This window comes from Acidithiobacillus sp. 'AMD consortium' (assembly GCF_008926505.1).
GTDB classification, from domain to species: Bacteria; Pseudomonadota; Gammaproteobacteria; order Acidithiobacillales; family Acidithiobacillaceae; genus Acidithiobacillus; species Acidithiobacillus ferridurans.
This window is the reverse complement of record NZ_CP044411.1, coordinates 2169371-2192123: the sequence shown is the minus strand read 5'-3', so window position 1 is coordinate 2192123 and position 22753 is coordinate 2169371. Positions and strand designations below refer to the sequence as shown.

Below are 22753 nucleotides of genomic sequence, written 5' to 3'. Positions count from 1 at the left end.
AGGAGCGGCTATGGCTATTCATGAAAAAACACTGATCGATCCCGATCGGATTTTGCAGCACGATCACCTGGTAATAGACGGGGTGGACGTTTCAGGTTCCTGGAACACCATGATTACCCCCCGCACGCTGACGGACTACGAAGAGCATTTTGAAGAGATCATCCAGAGTTACAACGGTGGCGAGAACGTGCACCGTTGCTGGCAGTGCGGCTCCTGCACGAATTCCTGCACCATGTATGCGCAGAATGTGGATTTTAACCCGCGTTACTGGATTTATCTGATTCGTTTGGGCCTGAAGGCCGAGTTGATGAAGGATAAAGACATCATCTGGCAGTGTGTTTCGTGTAACAAGTGCACCAATATCTGTCCCAAGGATGTCCGTCCTGAGGGGGTGATGAAGGCGACGGCGCATTGGCTGGAAGAGAACGGCCTGACCCCGAAAACGCCTTCGACGCATTTTGATGAGGAATTCACCCATGAGTGCATCGAATTCGGGCGTATCGAAGATACCGAAGTCATGGTGGGATTCTTCAAGCGCAGCGGGCAACCCTTGGTCCAGGCCTGGATCGTGGAGTTTGGCAAACGCCTGACCAAGCACATGCCCTTGGGTCAGTTGAGCAAAATGGGTATGAATGTGGTGTTTCGTCCCAAGACCAAATCCTGGGGTAAAACCGGTGAAGTCCTCGCTGAATACGTGAAGGCACAGAAGGAGGCCGCTCATCATGGCTAAGGTTGCATATTATCCGGGCTGTGCGCTGGAAGGTTCCGGCGGACCCTATGACAAGTCCACCCGCGTTCTGGTGAAGGAACTCGGTCTGGAGATGGAAAACCTCGAGGACTACAACTGCTGTGGTGCGATGGAGGTAAAGAACATTCATCCCATGTTGCAGACCTATATGTCGGCGCGGAATCTGGCCATCGCCAGTAAGCTGCAGGGCTGTGATACGGTGATGGCGCCTTGTAACGGCTGCTATCGTAATCTGAAGCAGACCGAATATGAATGTGCTACTTCAGAAGAAACCATGAAGACGGTGCAGGAACTTGCCAACAAGTCGGGTGACCCTGTTTATGAAGGCGACGTGCGCAGCCTGCACGCGCTGGAATGGTTCATGGAGGAAGTGGGCGTCGATGGTATCAAAAGCAAGGTCAAAAAGAGTCTCAACGGTCTGAAGATCGCCAACTACTACGGTTGCATGTACACCCGTCCCCGGCAGATTTTTCCGGAAAAAGATCAGGGTCCCGGTTCGGAATCGAGCTATGCGCCGCATTTCATGGATGACCTGCTCGCAGCGGCCGGTGCCGTGAGCGTGGATTTCCCCTTGAAGACGGCATGTTGTGGTGGGGCGCATACGTTGTCGGATTCGGATACTTCCACCCAGTTGGTGCTGAATATCCTCCAGGCGGCGGAAGATGCCGGTGCGGAAGTGATCGCCACCGAATGTCCTACCTGCCATTCCGGTCTGGAAATGCATCAGATCCGTGCGGAGACGGAGTTCGGCATCAAGTCGAGTGTCAAGGTGATTTATTTCACCCAGTTGCTCGGTTTGGCCATGGGTCTGTCTGCGCGCAAGGTCGGCATTCCCGACAATGTCAGCGACTCGATGGATCTTCTTGCCGCCAAGGGCATTATCTGAAATGGTATGGGGAAGCGCCCCTTTGCGGGGCGCTTTTTTTTACCTGTCGCTGACACCAGGGGAAGGCCATGGAATGTAACGGTTGCGAATTCCGCGCCGAATTATATTACGATCGGGAATGCCAGATCTGGGTGCGACGCGAAGGCGATGGCACGCTTACGGTGGGTATGACCGACATATCTCAGTCGATTGCCGGAAAAATTCTGCATGTCCGGGTACGCCGACCAGGGACACGTCGTCCGCTGGGTAAGCCGGTTGCCACTATCGAGAGCGGAAAATGGGCAGGTCCGGTTCCGAATGTCTTCGATTGCGTGATCGAATCGGCCAACGAAGATGTCCTGGAAGATCCCAATCTGCTCAATATCGAACCCTACGAAGCCTGGATCGCCCGGGTACGCCCGGTGGCTTCGGTGGACGCTGCGCTCAAAAAGCTGTCTACTGGGGACGCCGCCTTTGAGTTGTACCGGCAGCGCTGTCTGCGTGATGACATTCATTGTGAGCGAGGAATGCGATGAGCGACGACCATTATCTGGAAGATCAGGGCGAAAAGTCGGTAGTCATCGTCATGACCAGCGGGCCGAGCACTGCGCATCGCTGTGCGACGCCGTTTTATCTGGGTGCCCTGTTGTCTTCCATGGATGCGGAGGTTAAGATTTTTTGCACGATGGAAGCGGTCCGGCTGATGCAGACGGGCGTCGCGGAAAATCTTTCGGCGATGGCTGGCGGCAAGCGGATTATCGACTTCATTCGTGACGCAAAAAATGCCGGAGTGGAAATCCAGGTCTGTCGACCGGCGCTTCCCGGCTATGAGATCGAGGCCGACAACCTGATCGATGAAGTGGACGCGGTGGCGTCCGCCGGTGATCTAGCCGATCTGATTCTGTCGGTTGACCGACTGCTGTTTTTTTAAAATCCTGCTTGGCAGCGGGGTCTGTTTACTGGAAATGCAAACCAAAGGAGAAAATGATGGGAACTGTACGTGGCTGTGAAATCCCCGAAGATCTGCTGTACAACGTCGAGAATAACGTGTGGCTGCGCAAGGAAGACGATGGCACTGTGACCATCGGCATGACCTCCTATGCCTGTGCGTTGGCTGGACAGATCGTTTCTTATACACCCAAGGGCGCTGGCAAGGAGATCAAGAAGGACAAGTCCGCAGCAACGGTGGAGTCCGGCAAGTGGGTTGGCCCGTTGAAGAGCCCCGTCAGCGGTACGGTGGTGTCGAGCAATGACGATGTGGCCAAAGAGCCGGGCCTCATCAACAAGGATCCCTATGGAAGCGGCTGGATTGCCAAGCTGACGCCCGCTGATTTTGCAGGTGATGCCGGTGAACTGAAGACGGGTGCCGATGCTTTGGCGGCATTCGAAGCAAAGATGACGGCTGATGGTTTTGGCGGCTGCTGATTGCTGCAATCCGTCATGATTCAGGAAGACGGCCGCATTTCGCGGCCGTCCGGCTTTCTCTCTGTATAAAGGATGGAAATTCATATGAACCCATGGTTGAACGCTGTTGCGCAAGTAGAGGCTTTGGAGGATCTGGTCCTCAATGTGGATCTGGTGGACTCTATGCGCGAACGGTGGTCCGGCCTGTCCGGTAGTCAGGTGGGTCGTATCAATTTCTATACGCCTTCTTTTAAGCACCATGAAACGTCCGAAGTTTCCGCCTGCGGGAAGAATGCCTTCCCGGCCATTTCCATCACCGGTGGTGATTGCAAGTTGCAGTGTGACCACTGTAAGGCGAAGATTCTGGAGCCGATGATTCCGGTTCGCGCGCCGGAAGAACTGGATCGTCTGGTGGACCGGATCGTCCTGGATGGGGGCCGTGGGCTGCTGCTTTCAGGAGGTTCGGACCATCAGAACGTGGTCCACTATGAACCCTATTTTCCGACGGTGCGCAAGATCAAGGATCGCTATCCCAATTTACAGATCGCTATGCATACGGGTATCGCCACCCCCGAGTTCGCGCGCGGGATGGAGGATGCGGGCGTCGATGTGGCCATGATGGATGTGATCGGTGCCCAGGACACCATCAACCAGGTTTACCATTTGCGCCGTTCGGTGGATGATTTTGAGGCGGCGCTGGAAGCTTTGGTGGCCACCAAGATGAAAGTGGTGCCGCATATCGTCATCGGGCTGCATTACGGGGAATTGCTTGGCGAATGGAACTCTCTCGAAATTATCCAGCGGCATCTGCCCAGTGCCCTGGTGCTGGTGGTGATCATGCCGCAATATGCCGCTTCGAGTCGGCCTTTCGTGACGCCAGCGGCGGATGAAATTGGTAAATTCTTTATGGATGCGCGGGCCGCGCTGCCGGAAACACCGGTATTGCTGGGCTGCGCACGGCCTTCCGGCGTGCATCGTTCCATCACCGATACCTATGCGGTCATGGCGGGACTGAACGGGGTGGCCTTCCCCTCTGATGGCATGCTGGCCCTCGCCAAGCACCTGGAACGGGATGTCTTTGTGACACCTTCCTGCTGTTCCATGATTGTCGGTGAAGAAGTCTTGGCACTGGGTGACGAGACGACCACTATGCCCTTGGACTATGTCCCCGCCGCGCCGAAACGTCGCACACAACTGCGGGATATCCCGATTGTGTTTACGGCCTGAGACTGCATTGTTTCTTCTGGGCCTCACGTTCGTCCGGTTGCATGCGTTATGACAATGTATAACGCCAAGGACTGGCTCGTGGTCGATACTGGCTTGCGCCCGGCCGACGAAAATATGGCCTTGGACAAGACATTGCTCCTGGCAATGTCCGAAGGACAGATTCCCGGCATTTTCCGTTTCCTGCGCTTTGAGGAATCCGCGCTGGTCGGTTATCACCAATCACCGGAGCAGGAACTCAACCTGGAGTTCTGTCGTGAGCAGGGGATCGCCGTGCAGCGTCGCCTTACCGGCGGCGGTGCACTGATTTTTGATCCCACCCAGATAGGCTGGGAGTTGGTGTGTCGGCGGGAGGCGTTGCCGCCGGGCGATATGGCCGCGCTGTCGCGGAGAATCTGTGAGGCGGCGGCGGCTGGCTTATCGCTTCTTGGGGTGAGCGCACGGTTTCGCCCGCGCAACGACATCGAGGTGGAAGGGCGGAAAATTTCGGGTACCGGCGGGATTATGGATGGCAATGTACTGCTCTTTCAGGGGACGGTGCTGGTCGATCTGGACATTCCGCGGATGTTGCGCGTACTGCGCGTGCCGCTGGAGAAGCTGGATGCCCATGCCATTTCTTCGGTGGCGGAACGGGTGACCAGCTTGAAAGCCTTGTTGGGTAAAGCGCCGGAGTTGACGGCGGTACAGAAGGTCTTGCTGGATGGTTTCCGCGCGCATTTGGGGCTGTCTTTCGTCCAGGGCGACTTGCCGGATGCCGTAGCCGCGCTGTTGCCGGAGGCGTTGGCGGAGGTGCGTGACGCGGAGTGGCTCGGCATCAACCGCCGTTCGCGCGACGAACTGCCGTTGCGTAAAGCGACGTTACGCGCCCCCGGTGGCACGCTGCAAGCGGAAATGCTCTGGGACAGCTATGGCAATCGAGTGCGGCAGGTTCACTTCAGCGGTGATTATTTTGTGCAGCCGCGGCGCGCTATCGTCGATCTGGAGGCGGCGTTGCGTAATGTCCATCTGAATGACGTGGACGGCATTATCGCGGGATTATTCGAGAAACAGTCCGTCGATGGTTTCGGCTTACAGCCGGAGCATTTCGCGACGGTGGTGCGGATGGCGGCAAAAGACGCGTGAATCCCTTAGCCATAGATGTACTGGTGATTGGTGCTGGTCCGGCCGGCGCGGCGGCAGCGCGTGCCGCTGCGGGCAAAGGCCTTGCGGTGATCTGCGTGGATCGCCGTGCGGAGGTCGGTGTTCCGGTGCAATGTGCCGAGTTTGTCCCCATGCCGCTCTTGCGTACCGTACATGAAACGGGTTCGCGGGTGCAGGACATAGAAGGGATGTTGACGGTACTGCCATCCGGGCTACAGCACCACAGTGTCTTCCCCGGCATGATGATTGACCGGGCACGTTTTGATCAGGGGTTGGCGGAGTTGGCGCAGGCGGCGGGCGCGCAGGTGGAAATGCGTTGCCAATTCCTCGCCTGGGATGGCGCAGTGGCCCGTCTGCGGCGCGGCACCGGAGAAGCATTCACCGTGCGCCCCCGCCTGCTGATCGGCGCCGACGGACCACACAGCCTGGTGGCGGAGGCCGTGGGCTTGCCGCATCAAGAGGTCGTTTATACCCGTCAATATACGGTGCCGTTGTTGCGTCCCTATGCGGATACGGATATTTTTCTTTCGGATACTTTTCCGGGAGGCTATGGCTGGTTGTTTCCCCGCGGGCCGGTGGCGAATCTCGGATTGGGTGCGGATCGGCGTTTTGAGGATAATCTTAAATTGCCGCTGGAGCAGTTGCATCGGCAGATGGTAGCGCGTGGCATCATCGGCGAAGCCGTCCTCGGGCGTACTGGTGGCGCGATTCCCGTGGGTGGCATTCGACGGATGGTGCATGGCAACGTGGTGCTTGCCGGGGATGCGGCGGGGCTGACCCATCCCATTACCGGGGCGGGCATCCCCGCTGCGGTGATCAGCGGGGAGGGCGCGGGATTGGCCGCTGCGGATTATCTGGCGGGCGGCGGGGACGCGTTAGAGAGTTACGCAGAGGATATGCAGGATCAGTTTGGTCCGGCCCTGGCGCGGGCCGTGCAGCGGAGAAAATCTTTGGAAGCCGTGTGGCGACAGCCTGCGGCCCAGGAAGACAGGGTGATGCGATCCGGTTGGATCGCCTTTGATGAATACTACGCCGCCTGAGGCGGAATGACAGGAGGAACTCCTATGAGTGCGGTAGCGCAAGAAAATTCTCAGCCCTTGAACTTTTATCGCCCGGATTATTTCGTCAAAACGCCGACGATGCGGTCGCCCGAATATGTGCAGCTCAGCACCGCAGCGGCGATTACGCTGGGCCTGATCCCCGGGGTGATGCATCGCACCTCCTGTACGAATTGTCTGAATCTGCTGATGACCTACCCGGAAGGCTGTCGTGCCAACTGCACCTACTGCGGTCTGGCCCGGCATCGTGAAGAGAGCCGCGATTACGCCGACCGCAACTTCATCCGGGTGGACTGGCCGACGGTGCGCGTGGATGAAATGCTCGAACGTATCGCCAAGAACGGCGACAAGGGCCAGTTTCAGCGTATGTGCATCAGTATGATCACCCACCCGGATTCTGACCATGATACCCAAGTCATGCTGAAGCGCTGGATGGAGGTGGCGCCCCATATCCCCGCCTCCATTCTCTCCAACCCGACCACTATGGACAAGCAGGATCTCATCGACCTCAAGGCGATGGGCGCGGATATCTTTACTGTCGCCCTGGATGCCGTGACGCCGGAAATCTTTGAGCGTACCCGTGGCAAGACGGTGCAGAGCCCCCATTCCTGGGACAAGTACTGGCAGACCATCGAATGGGCGGCGGAAATTTACGGCCCCGAAAAATTCGGTGCGCATCTGATCTGCGGCATGGGCGAGACCGAGCAGGAAATCCTCGCCGTCTGTCAGAAGATGAAAGACCTGGGTGGCCATAACCACATGTTTGCCTTCTTCCCGGAGAAAGGCTCCATGATGGAAGATTGGGACGCCGTGCCCCAGGACCATTGGCGCCGGGTGCAGTTGGGCCGCTTCCTGATTGACTATGCGGGTGGCCGTTATGAGGATATGGAGTTTGATCAGTATGGTCGCGTACTGGGTTTCGGTTATCCCCAGGCGGAGCTGGAAGACATCATCGACTCGGGCAAGCCCTTCCAGACCTCCGGCTGCCCAGGAAAGGATGATGAAGAAGTCAGCGCCTGTAATCGGCCTTATGGGGATTCCTCTCCTTCGGACATCCGCTCCTTCCCCTTTGCGCTGAACAGGGAAGATGTGGAAATCGTGCGTCGCCAGATGCGGTTGCAGGACTTGCAGTTTCCCGGATAAGACGGGCGAGGCGCGGAAAAGGGGCTTCGGCCCCTTTTTTTTCAACAGTCGCGCAACAGTAAATTCCCATAATATTTATTGTTGCTAATAAACCAATATTTTACGGCTTGATAAACCGATTAAAAAATTTACGGATACAATATCTTGCAACACTGTTCCCGTTCCGACACAATCAACGTGTCATCAGCGATACAAACAGGGGCGGAGAAATTACATGAAAAAATCACGGATTTTAGGAATTGCAGTTGGCGCGACGTTGGCGATGGGCCTGTCGGCCAGTGCGTTGGCAACGGATGGTTATCAGTTGATCGGTATCGGTCAGTACGCCGTGGGCATGGCGGGTGCCGTGGTGGCGGCTCCTGATGATCCCTTGTCGGCAGCCATGAGCAACCCGGCCGGGTTGGCATTGATGACGCCGCAGGCCGCGTTCTCGGCGGAGATTTTCAACCCGGTCCGCAAGACGAATCTGGGTTTTGGCGAGATCGGCAGCCATAGCAATGTCTACGGTGTTCCGGCCATCGGCTGGGTGGCCCCGGCCTTTGCCAAGAACTGGGTATTCGGTGGCGGCGTTTATGGCACCTCTGGTCTGGGTGTCAATTATCTGCAGAATTTAGGTTCCGCAGGTTATGCGCAGGCCTCTAGCAGCATTACCTTCATGCAGATGGCGCCGTCCGTCGCGTGGAAGGTGAATAGTCATCTCGCCGTCGGCGCATCGCTGAATATTGCTGCGGAGCAGGCGTCCTTTCAGCAGACTTTTACGGAATATTTCCCTACTGGCCTTCCATCCCCTTATCCGTCAGCTGTTCCTGTGACAGGCGGGCTTAATCTGGCCAGTCCTTCTTGGGCTTACGGCGTAGGCGCGACCTTGGGCGTATTATATAAAGTAAATGACATGGTGACCCTGGGTGCGACCTACAAGTCCCCCATCATGTTCACTCCTCTCACCTGGCAGGCGGGTACACAAAATGGCCCTGGAGGGGCTACCGGCACTGCTGGTCAATATAGTGGGCATTTAAATTACCCACAGCAGGTTGCTTTGGGCTTGGCCATTCGGCCTATCCCTCAATGGTTGATCAGTGTGGAAGGGCAATGGATCAACTGGCGGGCGACCATGAATGATTTTACCATCTATGGTCCCTGGAATGGCCCGTCTTATGTGCAGCTCCCCATGCACTGGAGCAATCAGTGGGTGGCCAACTTCGGCACCCAGTATGACGTGAACAACTGGTTGCAGGTGCGCGCCGGTTATACCTGGGGCTCCAATCCCATCAGCAACAACACCATCGCCTCCAATCTGATCTTCCCGGCCATCGTGCAGAATGCCATCACCTTCGGCGCCACGCAAAAGCTGGGCATGGGCTGGAAGCTGACGGAGGCCTACATGCACGAGTTCTCCAACACCAATACGGGGCCGGCTGGTTCTTCCCCCTTCGGTGGTCCTATGCCTGCCAGTGCCACTATGTACGAGAACTCCTACGGCCTTCAGGTCGGTTACGACTTCTGATATATCTGAATACATCCCTCCTCGGGTTATGAGGGAGACGGGCAACCGTCTCCCTTTTTTGTGGGCGCCTTGCATGGGGAGGGGTTTTTGGGTCAATATATAGTTGACTATATTGCTATGGATTGCCATGAAGCCGATACCGATTACCGATGTGAGCAGCCTGAAAAACGAGCTGAAGAAGTACAAGATGGGGAAGAAGCTGGAGATTCCCCGTTTCAATCAACTGGCGCGGATGGCTTATCTGGGGCGGCTGGTGATGACACCGCTGGACCCGGAAGACGCCTCCTGCAAGTCTTTCCTGGTACATATCCAGGAGCCCCAGGGATTGGCGGCACATTTTATTGATCTGGATGAAGACCTGCAGGACGGCATCCTGATTCTCGACAGCGAGCAGTCCATGGCCATGGCTGGGATCATGCAGGCGGGCGTGGAAGAGCGGGCGCGCTGGCACCAGGCCCTCAATGAGCGCGACTTCTATTTCTCATCCTTTTATCGGCCGAAAGATCAGGAAGCGCCGGGCGAAATTTCACAGAACGGATAAGTAAGTGGCGTCCATTCGTCTGCTCCATCTGGGAAAGCTCAGTCCGGAGGCGCTGCATCGTGCCTATGCCGGACTGGCGGAGGCGCAGGGGGAGCAAGATATGCCCATTCTGCTGCTGGCACAGTCCGACGCCCATCTGAGTCTGGGCGCCGCCCAGGGGCCGGGCGCGGAACTGGACCGGCAGGCTTGCGAGCGGCTGGACATCCCGGTGTTGCGGCGGCCCCTGGGGGGTGGCGTGGTGTGGGTAGACCCCGGCCAGTTGAACTACTTCTTCATTTTCCCCGCCGCGGCGGGGGTGCGCCGCGCGCCGGAGTTGTTTGCGCGGGTTGCCCCCTGGGTGCTTGCCGTACACGCTCATTTTGGCCTGGAGGTGGAGGCGCGGAGCGGGCAGGACTTCTGGTGCCGGGGACGCAAGATCGGGGGCACCGGGGCGGCTTCCATCGGGCATGATCTGGTGCTGGGCGGCAGCTTTATCCTGGACGCCCAGTGGACATCTTTTGCGGATTGCGTGGCCGCCCCTTCGGCGGGTTTTCGCACATGGCTGAAGGTGGCGCTGGAGGAGGGCTTGGGTAGCTGGTCGCGGTTGCTGGGCCGCGTGGTGGGCCCGGAAGTGGTGCTGGATGCCTGCCCGGCGCTGCTCCGTGCGGCAGGCTGGGACGTCGTCGTATCAAGCCCTACAGAGGCTGAAAGATGTGCCATGACGCAGGTGGAGCTGGAGGATGTGGACTGGGAGCAGGCGGTCGGTCGTCGGGTGCGTGCCGGGATCAAGCTCAAGGCGGGTGCTTTCCTGACGGAACGACACTGGCCTGATGGCCACTGGCTGCGAGTGTGGACGGAAAATGGCGCCTTTCGGCGCGTCGCTGGTTCTGCCTGGTCGGCGGGGCAGGGGGGTATGCTGACTGGCCTGCAGCCCGGTTCGGCGGGGTTTGACGAACGCTTGCGGGAAATGGCCGGCGCCGGGGCCGCACTCTGGGGCGAAAGACTATCAGAGACGGCGGTCTGGACGGATTGAGTCCGTCGTGCCTGCTACGGATATCCTGAATTCATGCAAGGGAGGTGGCCTGGTGCCGAGTATCAGTGACCGGATGCGCAAGCGCTTTATTCTTATGGCGGGTGATCCCGAATTACGCGCGGCCGTGGTGGCGGCGACGCCCGAAGGCTGGGGAATGACGGAAGCTACGGATCTGGATGGCCTCGGCGATTGGCAGGAAGTGCTGCTGCATCGTTTCATGCTGCTCAGTCTGGATGATTCCAGGATCGAGGACCCCATTGAATTGATCGATACCTTGCGGCGGGAATACCAGTTGAATATTGCGATATTCTGTCTGGGTGGAAGTCAGGAGCGGCGGGATGCGGCGCGTTCGGCACGGGCGGACCGCTTTTTTGACCGGGATACGGGTTTGCAGCGTCTGCCGGAATTTTTTGCCCAGTTTGGCTGGTGATGGGTAGGTAGACGGCCCATCGGCCGAAGCGCCGATGGGGATGGTCTGCTGTGTAGTGTCAGCCTACTTTGGCGTGGGCTTCGGTGCCGAGCATCAGGTCGCGGCTTTCACTCTGACCGTCAACGCTGACGCTCAGGGTGGCGATACGGATGCCGGCGTCCTTGAAGGTGATTTCGTAGGAGAAAATACCGGGCAGTTCGATGCTGGTTTCCTTCATGGTCTTGCCTTCGCAGATGACGCTGACCTTTGCCGTCCCCTTGCCTTCGAGCATGGCCTGAATCCGGAAAGGATGACCGGCGACACGGCGATAAACCTGCGGATCGCGGTTGGCATTGTATTGCAGGTTGTTGAGTTTGACCATTTTGATCAGATTCGTGCTCATGATAGCCCCTTCTTAATCACGCTATAAAATGAATTGTACATGCATGCAGTTAAAACTCTTTTATCCTAGACGAAAACCGCCCGGAGTGGTAGCGGGGCGCGACCGAAAAATCCTGCAGGAGTGATGATGACAGAGCCAAACGGGTTGATAAGCGCATTAGACGGGGCGCAGGGGCGCATTGACGCCCTGGCGAGGCAGCAGGCTGCGGGGATGTCCTTGCCGGAACTGGTGGCGGCGGGGGTGGCGGAGGCATCCGCCATGTTGCGCATCATGCTGGCTGCGGAGCACAAGCCTTATGCCCATGATGCGGATTTGCTGGAATTGTGGAAGGCGCTGGTGAAGGGCGCCCCTCACTGGAATACCATCCGCGATAATTGTCGTGAATTGGTTTTTTACCAGAATTGCCTGAAGGCAGGGCGTGCCGACGCGCTGCCCGCACAACCGGAGCGCATGGTGATCCATACCCTGCGCCATATCTGCCTTTATCTGCGCAGTCATGTCGAGCAAAACAACGGGGACGATATATGAGTGAGGCAAAAATGGCAGAGAGTAACGGCTTGCGCCTGCTCCTCGATGAGCCTTTTTATCAGCCGGTGGCAAATGAGGTTAGGGTGTTCCTGGCGGCGTGGGACCGGCGCCTGCCGGTCATGCTCAAGGGGCCGACGGGTTGTGGCAAGACCCGCTTTCTGGAGCACATGGCGTGGCGCCTGAAGCGGCCGCTGGTGACCGTGGCCTGCCATGAGGATCTGACCAGTTCGGACCTGATCGGCCGCTTTCTGATCGAAGGCAACGAAACGGTCTGGCAGGACGGTCCGCTGACCAGGGCGGTGCGGGAGGGGGCCATCTGCTACCTGGACGAGATCGTCGAAGCACGTACCGATACGACGGTCGTCATCCATCCGCTGACCGACCATCGCCGTCATCTGCCCATCGAGAAGCTCGGCATCGAGATCACGGCGCACCGCGATTTCATGCTGGTGATTTCTTATAATCCCGGCTATCAGACGGTGTTGAAGGACCTCAAGCCGTCGACCAAACAGCGATTCGTCGGCATGAACTTCCATTATCCGCCGGCCGATGTGGAAACCCGTATCGTGATGAAAGAGGCGGGCGTGGATGAGGGCAGGGCGAAGGCACTGGTGGCGGCGGCGGGCAAGGCACGGAATCTGAAGGAGCAGGGGTTGCAGGAAGTCACCTCGACCCGGGCGCTGATCTATGCGGGGGCATTGATGGTGGCGGGTCTGGACGCGCTGGAGGCCTGTGTCGTGGCGATCATCCATCCGCAGACGGACGATCCGGAATTGGCCGAGGCGCTGCTGGAGATTTTCCGGACCTTCTTCCCGGAACAGGGCTAAGGAACGGCCATGTCGGCGGCGACGGAGGATATCCTCGATCATCTGGCGGCCATCAGTTTCGTGGCCGGTCGGGATGCGCGGGCGGCCTTGCCCGCCGTCACATCGCTAGGTGAGACGGCCGCCTTGCGCTATCTGGAGACCGGCCGTGACCTGTTTTTTTATGACCGGGAGGCAGGCAAGGCGTTTTTCCATGCGACGGCTGATCTGACGCAGGCCTTTGGCGGGCTGGACCCTTGGCTGGATCAGGCCCGCCACTTTCTGAGCCAGCGTGGCACTTTTCGGGCGGCGGTGGGTTTCTTTGAACAGGCCGGAGTAGTGCGCCGGAGCTGGGGTGCAGATGGCGAGGCGCTCTGGTTCGATTTGGGCGCGACGTGGATCGACCGGCATGTGGACAGCGCGGCGTCCTATTTCCGGGTGCCTGCAGCCATTCTCTTTGGCAACGCGGGTACGGAGGGGCTGCGGGCGCTGTTGGCACCCGCCGACACCCTGGCCAGGGGCCGTCTGGGTTTGGGGACGTATCTGGAGGGCGCCATCCAGGTGCGCGGCATCTGTGGTCTGGATGGCGTGGCGGAGTGGGCGCAGCGTGGCGCGGATGTGCTGGCGGCGGGGCGGGTGCGTGGTGAGGCATGGTTCCGACTGGAGAGCGATGAGGCGCGCGGCTTTCTGCTGGAAGTCCTGCCCGGCTTTCATATGGGGGCCCATAAGCGGCTCTTCGGATGGTTGCTCCAGGCCTGGACCGGGCTGCATCTGCCCCTGGAGGAGGGGAGCTGGAGCCTGGAGGGCGGGCGCAGCTTTCTCGAGACCGACGGGCGCAGCCTTTTTGTACCGGCAGTGATGCCCGACCGGGAAGAGGCCTTGCTGGCCTTCTACCACACTGGCGCGCATCTGGCCTTCGACAGTTACGAGCAGGATGCCATCCGCGCCCTCTTTGCGGAAATCGGTATGGCGCATCCACCCCTGGATCCCGACCAGCGCATAACCTGGCGGCCGCTCTTCGCGCGCTTTGGGGAGGATATGATCCGCTTCCAGCTCATTTTCGACCTCTGCGAAGATTTGCGGGTGGATGCGGCGCTGGAGCGGGAAATGCCCGGTTATCTGGCGCGGGTGGTACGGGCGGCGCGTGGCCACCATCTGCCGGAAGGACCCGCCAGATATTACTTTGAGGAGGCGCTGCGACTGCTGGAAGACGCGCGCGCTGGTCGTTTGTCTGCCGGACTCGCTGCTCTGACCACGCCTCAGGCCAGCATAGTGGATGCCTTTCGTGCGGCATTGACGTGGTATGCGAACACGGATCTGCCGCCGCTGACCTTGGCGGAGCGCGCCAGCGCCTATCTGCCCGGCCATTCGCCCAACGCCGCACGGCCGGTGTATCCGCGCCGGAAACACGACAGTGATGCGCCGGAAATGGACGGCGGCGGTGGGCTGGGTGCCGCAGGTCACGAAGAAAAACCCCGGGAGTCTCCGCAGCAGGCCGAAGGGAATGACCCGGATATGGATATTCCCCCAGAGGATATTCAGGGTACCGGCGGGCGGGTCGGGGTGGGTATTCCCATGCCCGCGAAGGTGACGGGCCATGGCCGGGGAGTCAAAGGGCCCAGGGGCGGTTGGGCCTATCGCGAATGGGATTACCGTCATCAAAGCTATAAGGAAGACTGGGCGCGGGTCCATGAGCGTAGTCTGCGCGAGTATGACGAAGCCAAGGCAATGGAAATCACCACCGCATATGATGGTACCCTGCGCCGTCTGAAGCAGGCCTTGCAGGCACAGAAACCGACCCGGATGGCACCGCGCCGCCGTCAGTACGAGGGCGACGAGCCGGATCTGGAGGCTGCGGTCCAATTTATGGTGGAGCGGCGTGCCGGACGCTCGCCGAAAGCCAGCATCTACCAGCAAAGACGCCCGCAGCAACGGGATACCGCAGTCCTGCTCCTTGCCGATCTCTCCACCTCCATCATGGCAGAGGCGGGAGATTCCGGAGTGCGGGTGGTGGACCGTCTGCGCGCAGCCATGCTCCTCTTTGGTGAGGCGCTGGTGGAGGTAGGCGATCCCTTTGCACTCTATGGTTTCGCCAGCAAATATCATGACGAAGTCTTGCTCTATCCCATCAAGCGCTTTGCGGACAGGTTTGATATGCGGGCACGGGCCCTGCTCGGCGGACTGTCCGGGCGGCTGGCGACACGCATGGGGGCGGCTATCCGCCACAGCTCGCGGCTGATGCTGCGGAGTCCTGCACGGCGGCGTCTGCTCCTGATTCTGTCGGATGGGCGTCCCGCCGATTATGATGACGGTGGTGACCCCCGCTATTTGCAGGAGGATACGCGCATGGCGGTGAAGGAGGCGCAAGACTTGGGTATTCACGCCTTTTGTATCAGTCTGGACCCGCGTGGTGGCGAATATCTGCCGCTGGTCTTCGGGCCGGGGCACTATCTCGTGCTGCCCCATCTCGACAGTCTGCCGGTACGTCTGCCCGAGATTTATCTGCGCCTGCGCGGCCACAGCGTGTGACGGGCGAGGCGCAGACGGTTGCCGGCAGCGTGAACGAGCAGGGAATGCTGCGCCCGCAGATCGCCGCGACCCGCCCAGCGGTTTTCGTCGGAGCGGCGCGTTACCGGCGGGCGAGTTATGGGAGTAACCATCCCCTGGCGATTCCGCGGGTCTCTCTGACTTTGGACCTCATCAACAGTTACGGGGCCATGGCGCCGGAAGAATACCGGCAGGGCCGCCCGGCGAGCCATCGGGAACTCTTCGGCTTTCATACGAAAGAGTACATACAGGCCTTTGAGCGGGCGCAGTTTCGCGGCGGTGTGCAGGACAGCGATCGTCAGCGTTATCAGTTGGGTACGCTGGAGAATCCTTATTTCCCCGGTTTTTTCGATACGCCCTCCCTGGCTACCGGTTCCAGCGTGCTCGCGGCGGAAGCCGTGCTGGAAGGCGTAACCGCCTTCAGCCCCGCGGGCGGGATGCACCATGCCGCACCGGGTCAGGCGCGCGGCTTCTGCTACCTCAACGACCCGGTGCTTGCCATTCAGCGCCTGCGCCGCGCCGGTCTGCGGGTGCTGTATTGGGATATGGACGCCCACCATGGTGATGGGGTGGAGGCGGCCTTTGTGGAGGATCCGGACACGCTGACGGCGTCGCTGCACATGGATACGGACTACGCCTATCCCTTTCTGGGCGGCAAGCTTACCGACTGGCCGGGGCTGGCGGTTAATCTGCCTTTGCCCAAAGAAGTGAATGACAGCGAATATACACTGGCTTTTGCCGAGTTATGGCCTCGCGTCTTGCAGCGCTTTAGCCCGGACGTCGTCGTTCTGCAGGCGGGCACCGATATCCTCGCACCGGATCCTTTGAGTAGGTTTCGGGTGTCCAACGGCTTATTCTGGCAAGTCGTGCGCCAGATCGTGGCGGAAAGTCCGCGTCTGCTGATCCTGGGCGGGGGTGGTTATCATCCCGTTGCTTTGGCGCGCTGTTGGACCGGTCTCTGGGCGATTCTCAGCGGTCGCTCGTTAGCCGCGGAATTGCCCGCATCCGGGCAAGCGTTGCTCCAGGCGGTCGAATGGGAACTGGACGATGAGGATGCGCCAGACTATCGTCAACAGTTCCTGAGTCTGGAAGATGCGGCCCGGCCCGGCCCGGTGCGTGCCGAGCTGCGTGAACGCCTGGACTTTTTGCTGCACCACCATCCCCTCTTTGCCAACAGGAGTAACGCTGCGTGAATGCTGCGGAAAATGGACTGATTCCGGGGGCCGCCAACAGTGCGGGTACCAAGGCCTATGTGGCGCGCTTCGCCGGGACCCTCGCTGACGAACACTTCAGTGACTTTTTGAACACCCGCATCAAGCTATCCTCCCTGGGTGTCGGTACCTTCCCCGGTGGCGTGGACGATGTGACGGATGTCGCGGTGGCGGCCATTGTGGCGCGGGCCTTGCAGGCGGGCATCAACGTCGTCGACACGGGTGCCAACTACCGCCTCGGCCGGGCCGGGCGAGCGGTAGGTGTAGGTATCGCGAAGGCGATGGCGGCAGGTATTCAGCGTGAGGAGTTTTTCGTGGTTGGCAAGGGGGGCTTTCTGACCTTCCCTGGCGGACGGCCAGAAGATCCGCTGACATTCTTCCGTGAGGAGGTGGCGGCCAAGGGGCTGGGCAAAGAGGAGGACCTGGTTCAGGGGGTTCACTGCCTGAGCCCCGAATATATTGCCTGGCAACTGGATATGTTGCGCGCGCAAACTGGTCTGGGAACCCTGGATGTGTTTCTGGTGGATCAGCCGGAGGTGCATATCCCTTTGATTGACAAAGAACAGATGTATCGCAAACTGGTGGATGTGTTCACCATGCTCGAAGCGGCGGTGCAGGCCAACAAGATTCGCTACTACGGCATTTCCACCTTCAATGCCTGCCGGGTGGAGACGGATAATACCCTGTTCCAGTCCCTGACCAGCCTTATCGGCCTGGCGGAGAAGGCGGCGGGGCAGGGGAATCGCCATCATCTACGAGTAGTGCAGTTGCCTTTCAACGCGCTGATGCCGGAGGCCTACACCCGTTTCAGTCAGGTCACGGGGCAGGGCAACATCGGCTCCACCATCCAGGCGGCTTTTCAGCTCAAGCTGACCATCATGGCCAGCCATCCCCTTGGCAAGGGTCTGCTGGCGCGGGAAGAGGTGCCGTCCCTGCAGGAAGCCATGCCGGAATTGGCCGATGCCGCGCAGCGCGCCATTCAGTTTGTGCGCTCCACGCCCGGCATAGGCGTCACTCTGGTGGGGCTCAGCACCCCGCTGCATCTCCCTGATGTCCTGGCGGTAGCCAGACAGCTTCCGCTTTCCAAAGAACGTTATCTGGCCATGTTTGAAAAGGAGCAATAGGCCGGGGGAACGGCTTCCGCTTACTTTTCGGCGGAATCGGGTGGATTTTTCGCCGCTGTGCTTTTGGCGGATTTCGCCATCTCCGCAAGCAGTCGCTCCTGTTCCGCGAAAGAAAGTCGGCGCTGGCCCGGTGCAAAGCCTTTCCTGCCGGGCGCATTGGCGGCAGGATGGCCGGCGCGCTCGCTCTCCTTAGTTTGGGTATAGTCCTGTAGCTCGCGCTGCCACTGCATAAGGTGTTCCCCGGCGTCCGCGCGCCCTTGGTAATCGGCGGGAGCGGCCGGCGTTTGTTTGGCAAACCAGCTCGCCTTGCGCAGATCCTTGTTGTAAGCGCTGATCCACAGACCAATACGGCGGAGATCCCAAAGCGCAGCGACGCAGAGTGCGACGGCGAAACCGACTGCCTCCCAGGTCAGACCCAAAAAAGCCAGTACGACAATCGCCACGCTGACCAGCGGAAAGGCCCATGCCCACGGCTGTTCCAGGTAGAAGCGATGGGCGCCGACCGGGAAACAACACCAGTACAGATAACCCCATAGAGATTTTTTCTGGAGTTTTTGCAGACGAATTTGTAGACTCTGTACCCCAGCGCCTTGCAGATCGAGCTTTTCCCAAGCCTTGGGCATGGGGTATCCTCCGTAATACTGTATTGAAGCGCTCAGATATTACCCCTAAACTGGCGAAAAGTCGCGGGCGACTTGAGGATTTCCATGGCAGACAGGCGTTTACAGGTTTTTCATACGGTGGCAAGGCTGCTCAGCTTTACCAAGGCCGCGGATACGCTGCATATGACCCAGCCGGCGGTGACCTTCCAGGTCAAGCAGCTGGAAGAACAGTTCAACACGCGCTTGTTTGATCGCACCCATAATCGCATCAGCCTCACCGAGGCCGGTATGGTGGTTTATGATTACGCTGAGCGCATCATCTCGCTTTATGGCGAAATGTCCAACCGGGTGGGGGAAATGACGGGCGATCTGCGCGGGCATCTGTTCATCGGTGCCAGCACGACCATTGCCGAATACATGCTGCCCCGGGTGCTGGGTGACTTCAAAATGAAGTATCCCGATGTGCAGGTACGTATGTATGTGGGTAATACGGATAAAATCGTCCACATGATCGAGGATAACAGTATCGATCTGGGGCTGGTGGAAGGTCTGGTAACCAACAAGAGCCTCGCCACCCTCAAGTGTTGCATGGACTCCATGATTGTGATTGCCCACCCCGACCATGTCCTGGGCACTCACGAAAGTGTGACGCCGCAGGAATTGCTGGATTATCCCTTCGTGTCCCGTGAAGAAGGATCGGGCACCCGTGAGGTGACCATGGAGTACCTGAATCAGGTCGGCGTGGATGCCAACGATCTCAATATTACCATGGAGCTGGGCAGCCCCGAAGCCGTCAAGGGCGCCGTGGAAGGCGGGCTGGGGGTGGCGGTCGTTTCTGAGGCGACTGTCCTCAAGGAGTTGGCGTTGGGAACTTTGCTGGCCCGCCCGCTGGATCCGCCGCTGGCCCGTCCTTATTCCTTCGTCTATCAGAAGCAGAAATTCCGCAGTCTGGTGATGGATGAATTTCTGGAGTTCGCCAAGGATCGCTGTAGCAGGGACATGCTGTCGGTGCCGGTGCGTCGGGAGGTTTGACATGAAGCATTTCGCTGTCGTGCAGCACAGTTACTCGGAATTCCTGGGCATCGTGGAGAGTCAACTGGAGAAACGCGACATCGGTTTCAGTTACTTCCGGGTTTTTCTCAGTGGCGAACTGCCGGGCAATGCCCTGACCTTTGATGCATTGTTCCTGTTGGGTGGACCAATGTCCCCCCTGGAGTCGGACCGCTACACGTGGCTGACCCAGGAGCTCAATACCATCGCCATTTTTCGCAAGGCGAAGCGACCGGTGGTGGGCTTCGGTCTGGGCGCGTTGTTGCTGGCACAGTACGAAGGGGCGGAACTGCACCCGGAGCCTTACCATAACGCCTATTTCACCACGGCACATGCTACGGAGGCAGGCCGGGACGACCCGTTGGCGCAGGCGGTGGACGGCGCCCGAGTCATGGTCTGGTCTCCGGGGACGGCGACCTTGCCGGAAGACATCAAGCCGCTGGTGGTGGATGATGACGGCCGCTGGATTGCCTTCCGCGCGGAGGACGGTGTTGTGGGACTGCTGTTCCGGCCGGAGATGAAGCCGGGGTTGATTGAAGATATCCTCATGGAAGAAGGCCGCGAAACCCCCGAGAATATCGGGGAACTTCTGGAACAGGCGCGGACGTTGTGGCCGGAGATGCAGAAAACCACGGACCGGGTCATCATCGCCATGGTCCGCGAGTTGTCCCTCATGACCGAGAAGCGCAAGCCGCGGGTGTTTTCTCTCAAGGTGGATACCGGAGCGGATGTATGAATAGCCGGGAGCGTCATTTTCTCCGCGTCCTGCGCAAACTCGGGAGTGCGGAGCAGGAGCAGGTACTGGCCTTCGCTGATTTCTTGAAAAGCCGACAACAGCCGGAGCCGGCGGTGGCACCCCAGGAACCGAAGATGCTGCCCGCCAGAGACGGAGAGACCGTCGTCGGCGCCATCAAACGCCTGCGCGAGAGCTATGCCATGCTGGATGCCAAGGCAATGCTCAACGACACCTCCAATCTGATGTCCAGGCATGTGGTGGGCGGGGAAGCGGCGGAGTCTGTGATTATGGAACTGGAGAAGATGTTCGAACGTCACTATCAGCGCTACTGCGGCGCACCGGAAGACGCGTGAGTCCGCGTCACAGAGGGTGATCGCGCCAATGCCGGATATTCATCACCTCCTGCGGATCCTGCTGCATTTCGACCAATATCTGACCATCCTTCTTCAGGAATACGGGGCGTGGGTCTATGCCCTGTTGTTCCTGATCCTCTTTGCGGAAACGGGGCTGGTGATCATGCCGGTTTTGCCGGGTGACTCCATGCTTTTTATCTGTGGCACACTTGCCGGGGTGGGCGTCATGAGCGCACCCGGGCTGCTGGGTCTGCTGGTGACGGCCGCGGTGCTGGGTGATGCGGTGAATTACGCGGTGGGCCGCCGTTGGGGTGTCCACCTCTTTGGCGGGCGCCTGCTCAATGTCCGGCACCTGGATACGACCCGGCGCTTCTATGCGCGACACGGCGGCAAGACCGTGATCATTGCCCGCTTTTTGCCGGTTATCCGAACCTTCGCGCCCTTTGTGGCCGGTATTGCGGCCATGCCCTATCGCCGCTTCCTGGGCTTCAATCTGACAGGAGCGATCCTGTGGGTGGGAGGCTTGCTGGGTGCGGGATATTTTCTCGGACGCTTTCCTTGGGTCAAAAGCCACCTGAGTTTGGTGATTGTCGCCATCATCGTGGTTTCGCTGATTCCCGCCGTGCTGGCATGGCTGCAGCAGCGTTTGCAGCCTGCTGGGACCCCCTCCCGCTAGTTTTTCGTGGCGCCGTATTCCCCCACCCCGCGCGCCAGGCGCCGAGCGGCGCGCTGTACCAGCCAGGCAAACAGGGCCTGTTGGTGCGGGTCACCGGCGGCGGTATGCTCCGGGTGCCACTGGACGGCGAAGACGTCCGGATTGTCGGGCATGTCCACGGCTTCAATGACGCCATCTTCGGCGATGGCGTTGATGCGTAGCGCGGGGGCCATATTTGCGATGGCCTGGTGGTGCCAGGAGGATATCTCCAGGGTATCCTGCCCGACGATGCCTCTCAGCAACGTGTCCGGCAGGACGATGACCTCATGCAGGACGGGGTCATGTTCGGCATTGCGATGGCAGATGCGAGTGCCGATGCTGGTGGGCAGGTCCTGGAGCAGGTCGCCGCCCAGCGCCACGTTGATGATCTGCAGTCCGCGGCAGATGCCGAGTACCGGGATACCCTGGGCGATGGCTTCCCGCGCCAGAGCGATCTCGGCGGCATCGCGATCCGGGTGTACGGCGTGGACGCTGTTGCCGCACGGCGCGCCATAAAAATCGGGAGAGATGTCGCCGCCGCCGGTAAGCACGAGCGCATCACAGCGCGACAGAATGACCCGGGCTTCGGGGCACTGAGGCGGAAAGAGGACGGGCAACCCACCCGCCTGACAAACGGCGGCGGCATATTGAGGGGCGAGGGAAAAGGCCTCCCCGTTGCGCTCATAGGCACTCAGGGCGATAACGGGTGGTGCGGAGGGATGGGAATCATCCACGGTGCGGATTTCCGTCCAAAGTCAGGATGGGCGCATAGAGTTCCGGGCGGCGATCCCGGAAGAGTCCCCACTCCAGCCGCTGGGCAGCGAGGGCTTGCAGGTCCAGATCGGCGTAGAGGATGGTTTCTTCCTGACCGGCATGGGCGATGAGTGCGCCGGTCGCGTCGCTGATGAAGGAACCGCCATAGAAGGTGATCTCGCTTTCCCGGCCGATTTCCCGTCCCACCCGGTTGGCAGCCACGACGGGGATCAGGTTGGCGGCGGCATGGCCCTGCATGACCCGGGTCCAGTGTCCGCGACTGTGGATTTCCGGCGCCTGAGGCTCGGAACCGATGGCAGTGGGGTAGAGCAGTATTTCGGCACCCCGCAGGGCCATCACCCGCGCCGCTTCCGGGAACCATTGGTCCCAGCAGATGGCGACGCCGAGGCGTCCGTAGCGGCTGTCAAACACGCGGAACCCGGTGTCGCCGGGGCTGAAATAAAACTTTTCCTGATAGCCGGGGCCGTCCGGGATATGGGCCTTGCGATAGAGCCCGAGATCGCTGCCGTCGGCGTCAAAAACCACCAGACTGTTGAAGAAGGCGTTATTGGCGCGCTCAAAAAAACTGACCGGGATCACGATTTCGCGTTGCCGCGCCAGCTTTTGCATGGCGAGCAAGGCCGGGTGGCTGTCGCGGGGCTGCGCCAGGGTCAGGAAATCGGGATTCTGATCCTTGCAGAAGTACGGCGTGCTGAAGAGTTCCTGGAGGAGGATGATCCTCGCTCCGGCATCGGCCGCTACACTGACCTGCTGTAGCGCCTTTGCAATATTCTCGGCCTCGTCTTCGCCAACGGCCATCTGAATGGCTGCCACTGTTACCCGCACCTGTCACCTCGTCCGTCATGGCCAATCAAACATCATTTCCGGCCTGTTGGATAAG

Annotated in this window: 26 protein-coding genes; 22 read left to right on the top strand and 4 right to left on the bottom strand. The window is 59.6% G+C overall.

Translation table 11 applies throughout. The annotated features are described in order from the left end of the window. The first annotated feature begins 10 nt into the window (after nt 1-10). The 13 genes from F6A13_RS11360 to F6A13_RS11300 all read left to right on the top strand — a co-directional run bounded on the left by F6A13_RS11360 (nt 11) and on the right by F6A13_RS11300 (nt 11069). Entirely contained in the window at nt 11-730 is a 720-nt protein-coding gene (locus F6A13_RS11360; RefSeq protein WP_113526484.1) for a 4Fe-4S dicluster domain-containing protein, read from the top strand. Then, nucleotides 723-1634, top strand: a complete 912-nt coding sequence (locus F6A13_RS11355) for a CoB--CoM heterodisulfide reductase iron-sulfur subunit B family protein (protein WP_012537254.1) — start codon at nt 723-725, stop codon at nt 1632-1634. Before F6A13_RS11360 ends, F6A13_RS11355 begins: the two co-directional genes overlap by 8 nt. Before the next feature lie 68 nt (nt 1635-1702). Further along, nucleotides 1703-2149 carry a glycine cleavage system protein H gene (locus F6A13_RS11350; RefSeq protein WP_113526485.1) on the top strand — a complete coding sequence of 149 codons (447 nt, stop codon included), beginning with the start codon at nt 1703-1705 and terminating at the stop codon, nt 2147-2149. Then, complete coding sequence (locus F6A13_RS11345) at nt 2146-2544, top strand: DsrE family protein (RefSeq protein WP_113526486.1); 399 nt, start codon at nt 2146-2148, stop codon at nt 2542-2544. The genes F6A13_RS11350 and F6A13_RS11345 overlap by 4 nt, the downstream gene beginning before the upstream one ends. Before the next feature lie 53 nt (nt 2545-2597). Further along, nucleotides 2598-3038: a glycine cleavage system protein H gene (locus tag F6A13_RS11340; RefSeq protein WP_225981811.1), complete on the top strand. Its 441-nt coding sequence runs from the start codon at nt 2598-2600 to the stop codon at nt 3036-3038. Between the two features lie 84 nt (nt 3039-3122). Further along, nucleotides 3123-4244 (top strand): radical SAM protein, encoded by a 1122-nt coding sequence (locus F6A13_RS11335; protein ID WP_113526487.1) that lies wholly within the window; start codon nt 3123-3125, stop codon nt 4242-4244. 48 nt (nt 4245-4292) lie between these two features. Then, entirely contained in the window at nt 4293-5363 is a 1071-nt protein-coding gene (locus F6A13_RS11330; protein WP_113526488.1) for a biotin/lipoate A/B protein ligase family protein, read from the top strand. Continuing rightward, entirely contained in the window at nt 5360-6421 is a 1062-nt protein-coding gene (locus tag F6A13_RS11325; protein WP_113526489.1) for an NAD(P)/FAD-dependent oxidoreductase, read from the top strand. Before F6A13_RS11330 ends, F6A13_RS11325 begins: the two co-directional genes overlap by 4 nt. 24 nt (nt 6422-6445) lie before the next feature. After that, nucleotides 6446-7582, top strand: coding sequence for a radical SAM protein (locus F6A13_RS11320; RefSeq protein ID WP_113526490.1), 1137 nt, complete (start codon nt 6446-6448; stop codon nt 7580-7582). A gap of 214 nt (nt 7583-7796) precedes the next feature. Continuing rightward, nucleotides 7797-9086: an OmpP1/FadL family transporter gene (locus tag F6A13_RS11315; protein ID WP_113526491.1), complete on the top strand. Its 1290-nt coding sequence runs from the start codon at nt 7797-7799 to the stop codon at nt 9084-9086. 127 nt (nt 9087-9213) lie between these two features. After that, entirely contained in the window at nt 9214-9627 is a 414-nt protein-coding gene (locus tag F6A13_RS11310; RefSeq protein ID WP_113526492.1) for a hypothetical protein, read from the top strand. Between the two features lie 4 nt (nt 9628-9631). Further along, nucleotides 9632-10639, top strand: coding sequence for a biotin/lipoate A/B protein ligase family protein (locus F6A13_RS11305; RefSeq protein ID WP_172959319.1), 1008 nt, complete (start codon nt 9632-9634; stop codon nt 10637-10639). Nucleotides 10640-10691: 52 nt separating this feature from the next. Beyond that, complete coding sequence (locus tag F6A13_RS11300) at nt 10692-11069, top strand: hypothetical protein (RefSeq protein ID WP_113526614.1); 378 nt, start codon at nt 10692-10694, stop codon at nt 11067-11069. Nucleotides 11070-11127: 58 nt separating this feature from the next. Here F6A13_RS11300 and F6A13_RS11295 read toward each other — a convergent pair whose 3' ends face one another. Next, nucleotides 11128-11451 (bottom strand): hypothetical protein, encoded by a 324-nt coding sequence (locus F6A13_RS11295; protein WP_113526493.1) that lies wholly within the window; start codon nt 11449-11451, stop codon nt 11128-11130. 123 nt (nt 11452-11574) lie between these two features. On the opposite strand from F6A13_RS11295, the gene F6A13_RS11290 reads away from it, so the two are divergent. The 5 genes from F6A13_RS11290 to F6A13_RS11270 are packed head-to-tail and all read left to right on the top strand — an operon-like array spanning nt 11575 to nt 17664. Continuing rightward, nucleotides 11575-11979, top strand: coding sequence for a hypothetical protein (locus tag F6A13_RS11290; RefSeq protein WP_225981810.1), 405 nt, complete (start codon nt 11575-11577; stop codon nt 11977-11979). After that, nucleotides 11976-12806 (top strand): CbbQ/NirQ/NorQ/GpvN family protein, encoded by an 831-nt coding sequence (locus tag F6A13_RS11285; RefSeq protein WP_126604314.1) that lies wholly within the window; start codon nt 11976-11978, stop codon nt 12804-12806. Before F6A13_RS11290 ends, F6A13_RS11285 begins: the two co-directional genes overlap by 4 nt. A 9-nt stretch (nt 12807-12815) precedes the next feature. Continuing rightward, nucleotides 12816-15311 carry a nitric oxide reductase activation protein NorD gene (locus tag F6A13_RS11280; RefSeq protein WP_113526496.1) on the top strand — a complete coding sequence of 832 codons (2496 nt, stop codon included), beginning with the start codon at nt 12816-12818 and terminating at the stop codon, nt 15309-15311. 44 nt (nt 15312-15355) lie between these two features. Next, entirely contained in the window at nt 15356-16522 is a 1167-nt protein-coding gene (locus F6A13_RS11275; RefSeq protein WP_113526615.1) for an acetoin utilization protein AcuC, read from the top strand. After that, the gene (locus F6A13_RS11270; protein ID WP_126604313.1) at nt 16519-17664 is read left to right on the top strand and encodes an aldo/keto reductase; all 1146 of its coding nucleotides are present in this window, start codon (nt 16519-16521) and stop codon (nt 17662-17664) included. The genes F6A13_RS11275 and F6A13_RS11270 overlap by 4 nt, the downstream gene beginning before the upstream one ends. A gap of 20 nt (nt 17665-17684) precedes the next feature. On the opposite strand, the gene F6A13_RS11265 is transcribed toward F6A13_RS11270, so the two are convergent. Beyond that, entirely contained in the window at nt 17685-18287 is a 603-nt protein-coding gene (locus F6A13_RS11265; RefSeq protein WP_113526498.1) for a TM2 domain-containing protein, read from the bottom strand. Between the two features lie 84 nt (nt 18288-18371). Here F6A13_RS11265 and F6A13_RS11260 point away from each other — a divergent pair, with 84 nt between their 5' ends. From F6A13_RS11260 to F6A13_RS11245, 4 genes are read left to right on the top strand one after another with little or no spacing between them, the layout of a single operon-like run. Next, a complete protein-coding gene (locus F6A13_RS11260) occupies nt 18372-19298 on the top strand; it encodes a LysR family transcriptional regulator (protein WP_113526499.1) in 927 nt (308 codons plus the stop codon). 1 nt (nt 19299) lies between these two features. Next, nucleotides 19300-20052 carry a type 1 glutamine amidotransferase gene (locus F6A13_RS11255; protein WP_113526500.1) on the top strand — a complete coding sequence of 251 codons (753 nt, stop codon included), beginning with the start codon at nt 19300-19302 and terminating at the stop codon, nt 20050-20052. Then, entirely contained in the window at nt 20049-20405 is a 357-nt protein-coding gene (locus F6A13_RS11250; protein WP_126604312.1) for a hypothetical protein, read from the top strand. The genes F6A13_RS11255 and F6A13_RS11250 overlap by 4 nt, the downstream gene beginning before the upstream one ends. A gap of 28 nt (nt 20406-20433) precedes the next feature. Next, nucleotides 20434-21081 carry a VTT domain-containing protein gene (locus F6A13_RS11245; protein WP_113526502.1) on the top strand — a complete coding sequence of 216 codons (648 nt, stop codon included), beginning with the start codon at nt 20434-20436 and terminating at the stop codon, nt 21079-21081. Here F6A13_RS11245 and F6A13_RS11240 read toward each other — a convergent pair. Beyond that, complete coding sequence (locus tag F6A13_RS11240; protein WP_126604311.1) at nt 21078-21833, bottom strand: gamma-glutamyl-gamma-aminobutyrate hydrolase family protein; 756 nt, start codon at nt 21831-21833, stop codon at nt 21078-21080. The two genes, F6A13_RS11245 and F6A13_RS11240, sit on opposite strands and share 4 nt — an antisense overlap. Then, nucleotides 21826-22698, bottom strand: a complete 873-nt coding sequence (aguB, locus tag F6A13_RS11235) for an N-carbamoylputrescine amidase (protein ID WP_126604310.1) — start codon at nt 22696-22698, stop codon at nt 21826-21828. The genes F6A13_RS11240 and aguB overlap by 8 nt, the downstream gene beginning before the upstream one ends. Nucleotides 22699-22753 lie beyond the last annotated feature (55 nt).